At 65.2% G+C, this 14,360-nt stretch carries 9 protein-coding genes; 1 reads left to right on the top strand and 8 read right to left on the bottom strand.

The window, feature by feature from the left end; all coding sequences use genetic code 11:
* Positions 1-152: 152 nt before the first annotated feature.
* Complete coding sequence (locus ACZ0BA_RS09930) at positions 153-3,038, top strand: insulinase family protein (RefSeq protein ID WP_463451113.1); 2,886 nt, start codon at positions 153-155, stop codon at positions 3,036-3,038.
* Between the two features lie 77 nt (positions 3,039-3,115).
* On the opposite strand, the gene ACZ0BA_RS09925 is transcribed toward ACZ0BA_RS09930, so the two are convergent.
* The 8 genes from ACZ0BA_RS09925 to ACZ0BA_RS09890 all read right to left on the bottom strand — a co-directional run bounded on the left by ACZ0BA_RS09925 (position 3,116) and on the right by ACZ0BA_RS09890 (position 14,297).
* Complete coding sequence (locus ACZ0BA_RS09925; RefSeq protein WP_463451112.1) at positions 3,116-3,826, bottom strand: alpha/beta fold hydrolase; 711 nt, start codon at positions 3,824-3,826, stop codon at positions 3,116-3,118.
* Positions 3,823-4,797, bottom strand: coding sequence for a thymidylate synthase (locus ACZ0BA_RS09920; protein ID WP_463451111.1), 975 nt, complete (start codon positions 4,795-4,797; stop codon positions 3,823-3,825). Before ACZ0BA_RS09920 ends, ACZ0BA_RS09925 begins: the two co-directional genes overlap by 4 nt.
* A gap of 45 nt (positions 4,798-4,842) precedes the next feature.
* The gene (locus ACZ0BA_RS09915) at positions 4,843-6,024 is read right to left on the bottom strand and encodes a sulfatase-like hydrolase/transferase (protein WP_463451110.1); all 1,182 of its coding nucleotides are present in this window, start codon (positions 6,022-6,024) and stop codon (positions 4,843-4,845) included.
* Positions 6,025-6,039: 15 nt separating this feature from the next.
* A complete protein-coding gene (locus tag ACZ0BA_RS09910; RefSeq protein WP_463451109.1) occupies positions 6,040-7,587 on the bottom strand; it encodes a DEAD/DEAH box helicase in 1,548 nt (515 codons plus the stop codon).
* Positions 7,588-7,648: 61 nt separating this feature from the next.
* Positions 7,649-8,734, bottom strand: a complete 1,086-nt coding sequence (locus ACZ0BA_RS09905) for a threonine aldolase family protein (RefSeq protein ID WP_463451108.1) — start codon at positions 8,732-8,734, stop codon at positions 7,649-7,651.
* A 33-nt stretch (positions 8,735-8,767) separates the two neighbouring features.
* The gene (locus tag ACZ0BA_RS09900) at positions 8,768-10,603 is read right to left on the bottom strand and encodes an ABC transporter transmembrane domain-containing protein (RefSeq protein WP_463451107.1); all 1,836 of its coding nucleotides are present in this window, start codon (positions 10,601-10,603) and stop codon (positions 8,768-8,770) included.
* A 50-nt stretch (positions 10,604-10,653) separates the two neighbouring features.
* The gene (locus ACZ0BA_RS09895) at positions 10,654-11,745 is read right to left on the bottom strand and encodes a lipocalin-like domain-containing protein (RefSeq protein ID WP_463451106.1); all 1,092 of its coding nucleotides are present in this window, start codon (positions 11,743-11,745) and stop codon (positions 10,654-10,656) included.
* The gene (locus ACZ0BA_RS09890) at positions 11,745-14,297 is read right to left on the bottom strand and encodes an FtsX-like permease family protein (protein ID WP_463454737.1); all 2,553 of its coding nucleotides are present in this window, start codon (positions 14,295-14,297) and stop codon (positions 11,745-11,747) included. The genes ACZ0BA_RS09895 and ACZ0BA_RS09890 overlap by 1 nt, the downstream gene beginning before the upstream one ends.
* Positions 14,298-14,360 lie beyond the last annotated feature (63 nt).

Here is a 14,360-nt window from a genome sequence, read left to right as displayed (position 1 = left end):
GTAAGGTTGGGTAAGAATTCCCGGTGGCTGGTATTATCGTTGAAATTGCGGTCCGCTTCCATGACCGTTGAGTAATTTGCCAGAGTAACTAGTGTGAGTTTGCCTGGCGCGAACACCCTATGAATCCGGCCGTATGGCCATACCGAGTACCTATGACGAATTTCGAAAAAACCGGCAGCCGTTCCATCCCGTCCTTGCAAGCGACCGTTGAAGAATACATCGAGCCGCGCAGCGGCGCGCGCCACATCCATCTGGCCAGCGACCAGCAGGAACTGGTCTTCCTGGTCGCCTTCCCGACGGTGCCGGACGTCAGCGACGGGCGCGCCCACATTCTGGAGCACTTGTCGCTGTGCGGCTCCGAGCGTTATCCCGTGCGCGATCCGTTTTTCTCGATGCTGCGCCGCTCCACCGCGACCTTCATGAACGCGTTCACGTACGCCGACCGCACCGTCTACCCGTTCGCCAGCACCGACCGCAAGGACTTCTTCAACCTGCTCGACGTGTATCTGGACGCGACCTTTTTCCCGAATCTGGACTACCTGAACTTCCGCCAGGAGGGCTGGCGCCACGTCATCAAGGATGGCAAGCTGGCCTACCAGGGCGTGGTGTTTAACGAAATGAAGGGCGCCTTCAACGATCCGATGCGCGCGCTGTACAGCGGCATCGAGGGCACGCTGCTCAAAGGGACCACCTATGAAGTCGAATCCGGCGGCGATCCTCTGGTGATCCCGGAGCTGACGCACGAAATGCTCAAGGAATTCCACGCGAGTCACTACCATCCGTCGCAAGCGGTGTTCATGACGGCTGGCGACATCAGCGCCGAGGAAATCCAGGAGCAGATCAAGCTGCGCGTGCTGTCCAAATTGCCGGCCGCCGCGCAGGAACGCATGCTGCCGCAACTGGCCGAATATTGGACCGCGCCGCGCGTCAACGAGGTGCGCATCCCGTCGCAGCAGGCCAAGGCCGACGAATACGGTTTGCAGTTTTCGTGGCTGCTGGGCGAATCCACCGATCCTATGGCGTATTACAATGCCTACCTGCTCGACGCCGGCCTGCTGGGCGACGCCTCGTCTCCGCTGATGAAGGCCATGGAATCTGCCGGCTACGGTCGCCCATCACGCCTGAACGGCCATGACGACGGCCCGCGCCAGCTGATTTTCCACGTCGGCATGGAAGGCTTGACCGAACCGCAGATCGAAAAAGCGCGCGTGCGCATCTGGTCGGCGCTGGAGCGCGCCGCGAAGCAGGGCGTGCCTACCGACGCGCTGCAGGCCGCATTGCGCGACATCCGCTACAGCCAGCGCGACACCGCCAACTCCCACATGCCGAACGCCTTGAGCCGCCTGCTGCACGCGCTGCCGGTGGCCATGCGCGGCGGCGACGTGTTCGACGCGCTCGATGGCGAAGCCCACCTGGCCAAGCTGGAAGAAGCGATCCAGGACCCGGACTACTTCAAATCGCTGGTGCGCTCGCTGCTCGACAGCCCGACGCGCCTGACCACCAGCGTGGTTCCGGACGCTACCTACTTCACGGGGCGCGATACGCTCGAAGCGGAGCAACTGGCCGCGCGCGAGGCCGCGCTGACCGACGAGGAACGTGCCAGCATCGAAGCCGAAACGGCGGCCCTGGACAAGCACCAGCAGCTGCCGTCCAATTCGGAGGTATTGCCGCGCATCCGTCCGTCCGATGTCAGCATCCACCCGGCGCCGGCGCTGCCGTTGCCGGCGCCGCTGGACGCGCAAGGCGCGCGCGTGCTGCCGTTCACCATCGCCTCCAACGGCTTGTCGTATGCGCGCGTGAACTACGACGTTTCGCATTTCGACGCCGCCGACTGGCCCTGGCTGCGTCTGTATGCGGACGTGGTCACCGAGATCGGTGTCGGCGACATGGATTACGAGGATGCCGACGCCTGGCGCCAGCTGATGGCGCCATCGTTCGACGTCGGCCTGGACGCGACCCAGCAGCCTGGCGGCGCGCTAAACATTGAACTGTGGTTTGGCGCCAGCGGCTTGCGTGAGGATCACGAAGGCATCGCCGAACTGATTTCACGCACTTTGTCGGAGACGCGCTTCGACGAATATGAACGTTTGGCCTTCCTGATCGACAGCGAAGCGCAGGATCGCCTGACCGGCCTGGCGCAGGCGGGTAACCGTTATGCGATGCTGGCGGCGACTGCGCCGTTGTCGCCGCTGCGTCGTTTCGACGATGTGGTTGGCGGCGCGGCGTCGCTGCCGTTCTATGCGAAATTGCTTGAGCAGAGCAAGACGCAGGAAGGCATCGCCACCATTGCCAGACGCTTAAGCGCTCTGCATACCCGCGTGACCGGCGTGACGCCGATCGTACTGTCGGCCGGTTCCGGTGACGACAGCGCCGATCTGGCACGCATGGTCAAACTGCCGGCGTCGCAGGCCGAGGCCCCGGGTATCTCGGCGGCGCCGGAGAGTTTGCCGTTGGCGGAAGCTGCGCTGCACGCGGTCAGCCAGATCAATCACTGCGTGGTGGCCTGGCGCGCGCCGATGGTGCACGAAGCCGGTGCGGCGGCGCTGGCCGTCGCTGCGGAGCTGATGACCAATCAGCTGCTGCACGCGGCCTTGCGCGAAAAGGGCGGCGCTTATGGTGGCAGCGCCGGATACGGCGGCGGCAGCGGTACCTTCGTGATGGCGTCCTATCGCGATCCGCGTCTCGCGGAGACCTATGCCGATTTCGACGTGGCCATCGACCAGCTGCTGGCGAACGACTTCTCGCAGGAGGAGCTTGAAGAGGCGATCATCTGCGTGATCAAGGGACTGGACAAGCCGAATTCGCCGCACGAACAGGTCACGCACGCGTGGAGTTTGTACCGTCGCGGGATCAGCGAGGAGTTGCGTCAGCAGTTCCGTTCAGGTGTGCTCAATTGCACGCTCGACGATATCCGTTCGGCGGTGCGCACGTGGATCAAGGATGGACAGGCCAGCCGCGCCGCGTTCGTCGGCGACCTGTCGCAGGACTTGTCAGGATTGAAGACGGTGGATCTGGTCGAATTGGCCAGCGCCGCGTAGAGCGGTGGAGTACATCTAAAATACGTAGGGCGGATTAGGCGGAACGCCGTAATCCGCCCTACGTGGTGTGGATGATTTCAGCTTCCGAGGCCGCTGCTCTGGTGGAAAGCAAGCATGTGCTCCGCCAGCGGCTGCGGCGCCTCCAGCGGAATCATATGCCCGGTATCCCCCGTCAGCATGCGCAAACTGGCATTCGGGAAGCGCTCTGACATCTGCTGCAGATCCTCTGGCGGCACCAGATTGTCCTCCTCCGCGCCGACGATCAGTACTGGAAAACTCAACTCCGCCAACCGCTCCATCAAATCCGGCCGGTCGATGGTCGTGGCGAATTGCGTCAACAGCACCTCTTTACCAAGATCGAGGGCCATTTGCTGGATCGGACCGACAATCGCTTCGTCGTCCAGATGCGCAGGATGCAGCAACTCGCGCAAGCGCTGCCGCGACATCCCCGCATACGCGTTCCGCTCCAGCATAGCGACGATCCGCTCGCGCGCGAGCACCTCCGCCGGTTTCAGCCCCTTGGCCGAATTGGCGATCAAAATCAACGACTTCACCCGTTCCGGATGTGCCACCGCGTGCTCGATCGCCAGGTAAGCGCCAAGCGAAAACGCCACCAAATTAGCCTTCGGCGCGCTGTGCGTGGCGATCAGGTCGCGCATCTCCTGGCGCGTGCGCGCCTCGTGCAAAGGGACGAAATTGAAATCGAACGCGTCACCCAGCAGCGGCGTCAGTCGGGACCACATCCGCTCGTCGCACAATGTGCCGGGAATGAAGTCCAGTCGCGTCATACCGCCATCGGCGCCGTGATCGGCGCGTGGTGCTGATAGCCTTCCAGCGAAAAGTCCGACGGTTCGATCCTCTCCAGCCATTCCGGCTCGTACTTGCCGGTCTTGGCGAAGTCCGGTACGCGGTCGGAGATACGCAATTGCGGCGCGGCGAACGGCGTGCGCGTTAACTGCTCCTTGACCATGTCCATGTGGTTTTCGTAGATGTGCGCATCGCCGATGAAGTAGCTGAACCAGCGCGGCGTGTAGCCGGTCAGGCGGCCGACCAGATGCATCAGCGCCGCGCCTTCCGCCAGGTTGAACGGCGTGCCCAGACCCAGATCGTTCGAGCGCACGTAGAGACACATCGACAACTCGCGCGTGGTGGGATTGGGGATGAACTGGTACAGCAGGTGGCAAGCCGGCAGGGCGACGGCGTCCAACACCGCTGGATTCCAGCCGTGGAACAGGATGCGGCGGCTGCCAGGGTTATTGACGATGGTGTCCAGGCACTCGCGCAGCTGATCGATCGATTTGTGCAGCAGGACCTTGGGAACGCCGTTGTCGTCGAACTGGGAGATCAGGCGGAAGCCGTTCTTTTGCGCGTCGGCGATCTGCGCCGGTTGATCGAGTTCGATCAGCTTAAAGCCGGGCCATTGGCGCCATTGCACGCCGTAGACCGGGCCAAGGTCGTCTTCACCGAGGCGATAAGGATTGTCCAGCCATTGCTTGTTTTCGTTGGCGTTCTGGTCCCACACCTTGCAGCCGAGCGCGCGGAAGTCGGCGGCGCTGCGGGAGGCGCGCAGGAATGCGCACAGTTCCCCGACCACGGATTTGAAGGCCAGTCGCTTGGTCGTGACGGCTGGGAAGCCGTCGCTCAGTAAGTCGAAACGCATCATTGCGCCCGGCACGCTCAGGGTGCGGATGCCGGTGCGGTTATCTTGCCAGCTGCCGGTGTCGAGCACCGTCTGGATCAGTTCCTGGTATTGCTGCATAAATTCTCCAACGTGAGCGCTGCGGCTCTAAAGTCGGCTATTTTATCAGGACCGGCCGGGGACAGAGGTTGCGTGGCGGCTCATCAGCTGATGGTCCAGGTCTGTGACCGTCGCCTTCATTGCGGTATCGCCGGCCAGATTGTTCAGCTGATACGGGTCGGCGCGGACGTCGTAGAGTTCAGCCGGCGGACGCTTGGCGGTAGCAATGTCCAGCAGCCGGTCCATCGCGGGATCGCCACGGCCGACGATCATCGCCGTCTTGCTTGGGCTCGGGGCGATGCCGGCGAAGGCCGCGTTGATGTCGTTGTCCAGCTTTGCGGGCGTGACGGCTTGTTGCGCAGGCGCGCCGGCCGGCCAGCGGTCCGGAAAGGCATTACGGATGTAGAGGTATTGCGAGGTTCTTATCGCGCGCGCAGGATAGTTTACACCGCTTGTCAGCACCAACGCCTGTGGGTTGGCTCTCGCAGTTTTTTTAGTGACGCCGACGTCGAGCAAGGTCGCGACCAGATCGACGCTGCTGACAAAGGCTTTCGATACGCGGCTGTCGCCGGTCCTGCCGGGGTACATGATGACGAGGGGTACGTGGGTGCCGGCGTCATACAGCGTCCCTGCGCCGCGCGGGAACGGCCAGCCGCCTTTGCCGGTCATGACAACTACGGTATTAAAAAGCTGGCCGGCGCGTTCCAGCCGGGACATCAGCAAGCCCGCCTCGTGATCGAAACGCTCGATCTCCGAACGGTAGCCGGCGATATCGCCACGCACGGCCGGCGCATCGGGCAGGAAGGGCGGCACGATCAGGTTTGCGGTATCGACAGGCGCCGCAGACCGGCGGTACGAGCTTTTCGATTCGAGGCAGAACAACCGAGGCTTGCCGCCGCGCCGCTTACCGAGCAATGCTTCGAAATCGCTAACCGTGGCGTATCCACTCTTTTCCAGCAGGGCGACGTAAGGCAGCTCGGCGCCGGGCGATGCGATAAACGCGTTTTCAAAGTGGGTGCCGTCGCGCTGGAGGCGGGCGAACGTCGGCATCCGCATGCCAAGCCTGTCGACCGCCTCCGAGCCTTGCCAACTCCAGCCGTCGGCGACCAGCAGCAGGATATTCGGACGTTGCGCGGACTTTGCGCCGCTTGGTGCGGCCAGCGCCACGCCCAGACTACCCAGCAACGCGCCGCCGAGTATCGTAGATGTTCGCGTGATCGCCTGGCGACGGGTTATCTGTTTGCCCATGCTGGTCCTGGCGTCTTAGCGGCTGCCCGATTTGGGCTTGCGCCCGCCCGGCTGCGCGCTGACTTTGCCGGCCGCACGGGCCAGCGATTTGGCGCCACGCCCGCCGGTGACAACGACAGCGCCTTTGGGCGCCGCCGGTTTGCCGCCACCGCCATACATCCGGCCCGTGCCGGCTTTGCCGCCGGCGGAGCGCGCACCGCCAGCCCCTTTGCCGGCGCTCGGGACGGGTGGTGTCCACGTGCCGAGCGAGGCGTCGCCGCCAGCCGGGCGTGCGGTTGCCTTGCCGGTCGCCGTCCCTGTTGGCGCCTTACCTGCGGCCGATCCGCCGGCCGGGCCGGTGAACGGCCGCTTCTTCTTGGTCGGCGCTTCGGCCGCCGCTTTCTTCGCCAGTGCCGCCGCCACGCCTTTCGGGCCGGTTTCCGGCACGCGGTGATCGGCCTCGAAGCCCGGTTCCTCTTCGCGGCGGATTACTTGGCCGGTCAGCGTTTCGATTGCCTTCAGAATCTCAACTTCGTCGGCGCAGACCAGCGATACCGCTTCGCCCTCCATGCCCGCGCGGCCGGTGCGGCCGATGCGGTGGATGTAGTCCTCGGCCACGGTCGGCAAGTCGAAGTTGACCACCTGCGGCAGCGCTTCGATATCCAGACCGCGCGCGGCGACGTCGGTCGCCACCAGCAGCTGCACCTCGGCTTTTTTAAAGCGCGCCAATGCCTTCAGGCGCGCCGGCTGGGTTTTGTCGCCGTGGATGGAGTCGGCCGAGATGCCCTGTTCCTGCAACGTCTTGACCAGCGTTTCCACGCCTTTGCGCGTCTTGACGAACACCAGCACCTGGCCCCACTGGAGTTTTTTCAGCAGATGCAGCAGCAGCTCCGGCTTGCGGCGCTTGTCGGTGGGGATCAGCCATTGCTTGACGCTTTTGGTGGCCGTGTTACTGGCGCTGACCTGGATCGATACCGGGTCCTTCAACATGCCTTTGGCCAGTTTGCGGATCTCGTCGGAGAACGTCGCCGAGAACAGCAAGGTCTGGCGCTTCTTCGGCAGGGCCGCCAACAGAATGTCCAGATCGCGCTCGAAACCCAGGTCGAGCATCCGGTCCGCCTCGTCCAGCACCAGCGTTTGCAGCAGCGTGAAGCTGATCGCGCCCTGGTCGTGCAGGTCTTTCAAGCGTCCGGGCGTCGCCACCAGCACGTCCAGACCCTTGCGCAGCTTGGTGATCTGCGGCTCGATCGGCACGCCGCCGTAAGCCACGGCGGAACGCAACGGCAGATTGCCGCCGTAGGTGCGGAAGCTTTCGTAGACCTGTTCGGCCAGTTCGCGCGTTGGCACCAGCACCAGGCAGCGCACCGCTTTCGGCGCGGTCGCACCTTCCATGGTCAGGCGCTGAAGGATCGGCAGCGCGAAGCCGGCCGTCTTGCCGGTGCCCGTTTGCGCGGCGGCCATCAGGTCGCGACCCTCCAGGACGACGGGGATGGCTTGTTTCTGGACGGGCGTCGGCTGTTTGTAGCCCAGGGTGTCCAGTGTGCGCTGGATTGGATCGATCAGGCCGAGTGCTTGGAAGGTCATTGTATGTGCAGTAAAACGAAAAGAGGGCGCAGTGTAGCCGGTTGTCCCGGCTTGTGCGAAATTAGTTGGCCAGCGCGGCGGACCACAGCGACAGGATCTCGCGCACGCGTTTGTCCGGCATGTTGAGCAGATTGTCGCCAATGTACAGTTCCACCGAGCTGCGGTCCTGCAGCGCGCCGTGGCTGGCGCCATTGAACAGCCATACGCTGTGCCGCTCGGCGATCAGGTTGCGGATGTTCAGCGCCCGGTCGCGGCTGACCGGCAGATGCAGATGCAGCATGCTGGCCTGCGGGCGCGCCGGATTGGGCGTCAGCAGCGGATAGTCGCGCAGCGTCTCGTAAAGCCACAGCGTGCGGCGGAAGTAATCCGGCATCGCCGCCAGCCGCGCATCGAACTGCATCGCGGCGGCCACCACATACGGTGTGCGCTGGTAGACATTGCCGCCCTGGCGGCGGTACCACTCCTGCGCCTTGGCGACAAACGAGGAGGAACCCAGCAGCATGGCGCCGCCCATACCGCCGATGCCTTTGTATAGCGATACGTAGACCGTGTCGAAGCCGGCGGCGATCTCGCCGGCAGTCCGTCCGTAAGCGGCGGCGGTTTCCCACAGGCGCGCGCCGTCCAGGTGCAAATGGATGGCCTGCTCGCGGCAGTAGGTCTTGATTGCCGTGAGATCTTCCCATTCCGGGCATTGGCCGCCGATCTCGCGCATCGGCAATTCCAGCGTGGCCGCGCCGAGTTTGTCGGGGACGCCCTGGAGTTCCTCGAGCGTCCATGGACGGTTTTGGTCGCCGATCTGTAATGCGTGGAAGTGGTCGAACAGCTGGTGGTTGCCGCGTTCATGCCGCAGGATGTGCGACGTCGGGTGCAACGCCACCAGCTTGCTGCCGCGCTCCTCGCAGGCGATGCGCAGCGCGGTGGCCTGCGTCATGGTGCCGGTGATGCAGAACAGTGCCGCCTCGAAGCCCAGCAGTTTTGCGACTTTTTGCTCGAAATCCTGTATCAGGGCGCCGTTGCCGTAGGTGTCGTGCTCCGCGCCGTTCGCTTCGCACCACGCCGCCATCGCCGCGAACAGCTGTGCGGGCGAGGGTTGGCGATGGCCTGGAAGGTGGGTCTGGCAGCGCAGGCGCAATTCGGCATCGGTCAATTCATTCTCCTGAAAGAACGAATGATACCCCGATCAATGCGCGGTGTGGACGTTGTGGAACTGGAGTGCGGCAAGGTTGGCGTAGATGCCACCCAGCGCCACCAGCGACGTGTGGGTGCCGGTTTCGACGATTTTGCCGTCTTCCATGACGATGATGCGGTCCGCGCGCTGCACGGTCGCCAGGCGGTGGGCGATGATGACCGTGGTGCGGCCGACCATTGCCGCTTCCAGCGCCTTTTGCACCAGCCGCTCGGATTCGGCGTCCAGCGCGCTGGTGGCTTCGTCAAGCAGCAGCAGCGGCGGGTTTTTCAGCAGTGCGCGCGCGATGGCGATGCGCTGACGCTGGCCACCCGACAGGCGCACACCGCGCTCGCCCAGGAACGATTTATACCCCTGCGGCAGACGTTCGATGAATTCGTGCGCGGCGGCCAGCTTGGCGGCCTGGATCACTTCCTCGTCGGTGGCGCCGGCGCGGCCGTAGCGGATATTTTCCATCGCGTCGGCCGAGAAGATCACCGTATCCTGCGGCACGATGCCGATGGCGTCGCGCAGCGTGTGCAGATCGAGCTGCGTGATGTCGACGCCATCGAGCTTGATGCTGCCGCTTTGCGGATCGTAAAAGCGCAGGAACAATTGGAACAACGTGGTCTTGCCGGCGCCGGACGGACCAACGACGGCCACCGTCTCACCCGGCTGGATGTCGAGCGACAGATGGCCCAGCGCAGCCGTTTCGGGCCGCGACGGATACGAGAAGGTGACGTCGTTCAGGCTCAGGGCGGCGCCGTTGGCGGCGCGCGGCGGCAGTGCCAGCGGCTTGGCCGGCGACTGGATGTTCGATTTGACGGCCATCAGTTCGAGCAGGCGCTCGGTGGCGCCGGCGGCGCGCTGCGCCTCGCCCATCACTTCGGACAGCGCGCCGATGGCGCCTGCCACGATGGAGGCGTACAGGATGAACTGACCGAGGTCGCCGCCGGTCATGTCACCCGACAGCACCGCGTGCGCGCCCAGCCACAGCACGAAGACGATGGTGCCGAACACCAGCACGATGGCGATCATGGTCAGCAGCGCGCGGGCGCGGATGCGCCGCATCGCCGTCTTGAACGCGCCTTCGACCGAGGCGCCGAAGCGGTTCGATTCGATCGTCTCGTGGGTGAAGGCCTGCACGGTGGGCATGGCGTTGAGGATTTCGCCGGCCATGGCCGAGGCGTCGGCCACGCGGTCCTGCGAGTCGCGCGACAGCTCGCGCACGCGGCGGCCGAACATCACGATCGGCAGCACCGTCAGCACCAGCAGGCCGATGATAATGGCCGACAGTTTGACGCTGGTCACGAACAGCATCACCAGGCCGCCGATGAACAGCAGCACGTTACGCAGCGCCATCGAGATGCTGGTGCCGACCACCGCTTGTATCAGCGTGGTGTCGGTGGTGATGCGCGACAGGACTTCGCCGGTCTGCGTGGTTTCGAAAAACTCGGGGCTTTGGGTGACGACGTGCCGGTAGACGGCGCTGCGGATGTCGGCGGTGACCCGTTCGCCCAGCCAGGAGACAGTGTAAAAACGCGCGGCGGTGGCCAGGGCCAGCACGGTGGCGACGCCGAACAGCGCCAGGAACACCAAATCGACATGCTTGATGCTCTTGTCGCCGGTGCCGCCGAAACCGAGATCGATCATTTGCTTGAACGCCGCCGGAATGGCCAGCGTGGCGCAGGCGGCGACCACCAGCGCGATGCCGGCCATGACGAATTGGCGCTTGTACGGCGCCAGGAACGGCAGCAAGCCTCGCAGGGTGGACAGGCTGCCTTTCTTTTGTTCCCGGTTGACGTTGGGCGCGACTGCGGATGGGGTGCTGGCGGTGGTGCTGTTGGTCATCGTGTGGCTGCGGTTTCGGTAAACATACTTTGGGTTGTTCTCATATTCTTCTACAGTTTCATCGGGCTGACATACCCGGTCAGTTCCAGGTAGGCGCGGCCGGCCTGCTTGCCGTCCCGGCTCAGCGTCACCGCGCCCTCCCAGTACACGGCACCGGTCGAGCGGCGCGAATCGAGCTCCTGATCGTCCTGTAACGGCACGATGCGCCACTCAACATTGCCGGTGGTGAGCCGGCTCTCGACCGGATACTCGGCATTGGTGCGGGGCGAGCGCCAGCGCCGCTGCGCGGCAAAACCGACCTGCTCGGGTCCGAACTGCGTGATCTTACCGGATGCGTCGCGCCATGTCGCCTGCGACCATAGTTTAGCACCTGTCTTGTCGCGGAGTTGGAATGCCATCAGCGCGCCGCCGTCGTCGAGGTTGGCGCCTATCCACTCCCAGCCCACGGCGCCCGAGTCGCGGCCCATGATATCGCTGGACCATTCGTGATCGAGCCAGCTGGCGCCGGTGACGGCCGATGCCTTGCCGCCGCGCGTCACGGTGCCGGTGGTGGTCAGTTGCGGCTCGCTGTAGTAATAACTGGCCTGCTCGGGGCGCGGACCTTTGCGCGAGTAGCCGCGTTGGCCCTGCAGCAGCACCGGTTGCGACGGCGCCAGTTTCAGGTTCAGCGTGAAGTTGGCGGCGTCCACGCGGACCGCGTAGCTGCCGTCGGCGTTGCGCGTCATGCGCCAGTCGTCAAGTTTTAAGTCGGCGTCGCCGACCTTGGCCGAGGCGATGCCGAAGCCCTGGCGCGCGCTGCGCTGGTCGTGCAGCAGCTTTCCATTGGCCGGATCGGAGACGGCGGCGTGGCCGATGATCAGCTGCGTCGGCGCGAATTTGCTGGGGTTGGCCCGGTCATGGTCGGTCGCGCTGCGGAAGAAGGTGACCTGGAAGCCCAGCGGCTTGCCATCGGTCGTATTGAGCCAGCCGGTGACGTACCACCATTCGATTTTATAGTCCGGATGGGCGCCGTAGTCGGCAGGGAAGTTCAGCGCGGCGCCGGCCGGCAGCGGCGTGACGGACGCAAATCCGGGCGCCGCCGCCTGTGAGGACAGGCCGCCCAACAGCATTAAAAACACCACGCAGCAACGTATCAAGTGCATCACCAGTCCTCCCTGACTGCGCGTATCGGACCGCCGGACAGCGACTGCCGTCCGGCCAGCAGGGCAGTCAGCGCGGACGCGGCAAGCAGCAGCCCGGCGACGGCCGCCAGCAAACCCCAGGGCAAATGCAGCTGCATGGTCCAGTGGAACGACTGCGGATTGACGACAAATACCAGTATCAGGCTGATGACCCAGCCCAGCACGAAGCCGGTGGCGATGCCCAGGCCCGTCAGCGCGCCGCCCTCGATGGCCAGTATCGACAGGATCTGGCCGCGCGTGACGCCGACGTGGCGCAGCATGCCGAACTCCTTGGAGCGCGCCAGCGTCTGTGCCGAGAACGTCGCGGCGACGCCGAACAGGCCGATGACGATGGCGATCGCCTCCAGCAAATAGGTAATGGCGAAGCTACGGTCGAACACCTTCATGCTCATGTCGCGGATCTCCGACGGCGCGCTGGTTTCCAGCGCGGCGGCAAACGGTAGCCGCTTCAACGCCTGCACCGTGTCATCGGGCTTGGCGCCGGGCTTGAGCCACAGTGCCGCGTTGCTGGCCTGCTGGTCGCCGGTGATGGCGCGGTAGTCGCTTATTCTCATCTGGATAGAACCGGTCGGGCGCGCGTAGTCGCGCCAGACGCCGGCCACCTCGAACGTATGCAGCTTGCCGTTGAGCGGTATCTGCACCCGGCGGCCCAGGGCCATGTCGTACAAATCGACCATCGCCTCCGAGACCCAGACCGGCGGCGGGCCGCCCGGCGCCGGCAGCCTGGTCTCGCCGACGATGGCCAATGACTTTGCCGGATCCTGGGCGTTCACGTCGCTCGCCAACAGCGCCACCGGCGGACGGCCCGGCGCCAGCGAAATGCCGCGCACGCGCAGGAAATTGGCCGATTGTACGCCGGGCAGGGCGGCGATGGCGGCTTGCTCCTGCGGCCGCAAACCCGCCGTGGTGCCCGCGCCGACGGTGCTGACGTAGACATCGGCCGGCAGGACCTGGCGCAGCCAGTCGTCCAGCGAGACCCGGAAGCTGGCGACCATGATGGCCATGGCCACCATCAGGCTAAAGCTCGACAGCACGCCGCCGAGCGCGATGCCGGCCTGGCTCGATGCGTTGGCCAGGCGCGATAACGTCAGCGTCAGGACGGGCGAGGCGCCGGGACGGTTGGCGCTGGCGGCGCTCCAGCGCTGGTGCGCGAAGCGGAACACGATGGCGGCCAGGCGCGGCATCAGCGCGATCACCCCGATCAGCAGCATGGCGATCGACAGGTAGCCGAAGATCGGCAGTTCGAATACGGGCGGCGCCTGCGACAGCAGCGCGGCCAGCGCGATGCAGGCCAGCGCCGGCCAGGCCATCGCCAGGCGCGACATGGCCGCTTCCTCGGTGCCGGATTTGAGCGCGACCGCCGGTTTGGCGCGGGCGGCGTCGAACGCCGGCGCGGCGCAGCCGAGCAGCGAGACACCGACGCCCAGCGCGAAGTAGACGGCTGCGGCCACCGGTGTGAAATGCACCGTCGGCTGGACGCCGGAGAAGAAGCCCGCGCCCAGGTCCGCGCCCATGAAGTGCAGTGCGGCCGCGGCCAGGCCGTAGCCGGCGGCGATGCCGATGGCCGATCCGGCGATGCCGAGGCTCAGGCCCTCGACCAGGATCTGGCGCAGCAGGTGGCGGCGGTCCATGCCCAGCACGCGCAGCAGCGCGAACTGGCTGCGGCGGCGTATGACCGACAGCGCCTGCGTGGAAAACACCAGGAAGGCGCCGGTGAACAGCGCCACCAGCGCCAGCACCGTGAGGTTGACGCGGTAGGCGCGGCTCATGCCTTCGTTGCGGCTGTTCTGTTCCTGGTCGTTGGGCTGGTTGACGCGGAAGCGGCCCGGATATTCTCGTTGCAGGTCCTGTTCCAGTTGTGCCTTGAAGGCGTCGCGATTGACGCCGTCGCGCAGTTTCAGGTCAACGCGCGACAGCTGGCCCAGTTTGTCGAAGCGCCATTGCGCCGCGCCCAGGTCCATCACGCCGATGCGCTGGCCGGCGCGCGCGCTTTGCAGCGATCCCGCCACGCGCAGTTGTAGCTTGTCGACGCCCACTTGCAGGTTTATCCGATTCGCTGCGGGCTTGAGCCACTGCTGCGCGGCGGGCGACAGGAAAATCGTGTCGTCGGCGAGCGTGTCGCTCGGATCACCGTTGGCCGGCACGCCGATCAGGTCCGGCGCCACGAAGTTGGCGCGGAAAACGTCGATACCGATGATCTTCAACGCGGTGCGCTCGCCGGGCACCGATGCGTCGAACTCCAGCACCGGCGAGGCCACGGTGACGCCGTCGCGCCGGGCCAGGATTGGATAGATCGCCTCATCGAACGCTGGCTCGGTGCCGCGCACCTGCACGTCGGCCACGCCGGACAGGCCCTTGATCGCCGACGAGAACTCGTTGAACGCGGCGGCGTTGATCAGATGGATCGCGAAGCCGAGCGAAATGCCGACCGCGATGGCGGCGATCGCCACCAGCGCCCGCATAGGGTGCGCGCGCCACTCGCCCAGCAGCAGCCAGCGCGACAAACGGCGCATCGACGCCGCCTCGCGTTCGGATGCGATGCCGTCCCTGCCGCCTGCCGTGCGAACCGGATCGGA

The sequence above is a fragment of the Duganella sp. AC917 genome, assembly GCF_979258245.1.
Note: the sequence above shows the minus strand (reverse complement) of the source record. Positions and strands in the feature narration are given on the sequence as shown.

Excerpts from the sequence above, each read along its gene's own strand:
- ACZ0BA_RS09930 (WP_463451113.1), top strand. The coding sequence starts at position 153 with ATGACGAATTTCGAAAAAACCGGCAGCCGTTCCATCCCGTCCTTGCAA.
- ACZ0BA_RS09925 (WP_463451112.1), bottom strand. The coding sequence starts at position 3,826 with ATGACGCGACTGGACTTCATTCCCGGCACATTGTGCGACGAGCGGATG.
- ACZ0BA_RS09920 (WP_463451111.1), bottom strand. The coding sequence starts at position 4,797 with ATGCAGCAATACCAGGAACTGATCCAGACGGTGCTCGACACCGGCAGC.
- ACZ0BA_RS09915 (WP_463451110.1), bottom strand. The coding sequence starts at position 6,024 with ATGGGCAAACAGATAACCCGTCGCCAGGCGATCACGCGAACATCTACG.
- ACZ0BA_RS09910 (WP_463451109.1), bottom strand. The coding sequence starts at position 7,587 with ATGACCTTCCAAGCACTCGGCCTGATCGATCCAATCCAGCGCACACTG.
- ACZ0BA_RS09900 (WP_463451107.1), bottom strand. The coding sequence starts at position 10,603 with ATGACCAACAGCACCACCGCCAGCACCCCATCCGCAGTCGCGCCCAAC.
- ACZ0BA_RS09895 (WP_463451106.1), bottom strand. The coding sequence starts at position 11,745 with ATGCACTTGATACGTTGCTGCGTGGTGTTTTTAATGCTGTTGGGCGGC.
- ACZ0BA_RS09890 (WP_463454737.1), bottom strand. The coding sequence starts at position 14,297 with ATGCGCCGTTTGTCGCGCTGGCTGCTGCTGGGCGAGTGGCGCGCGCAC.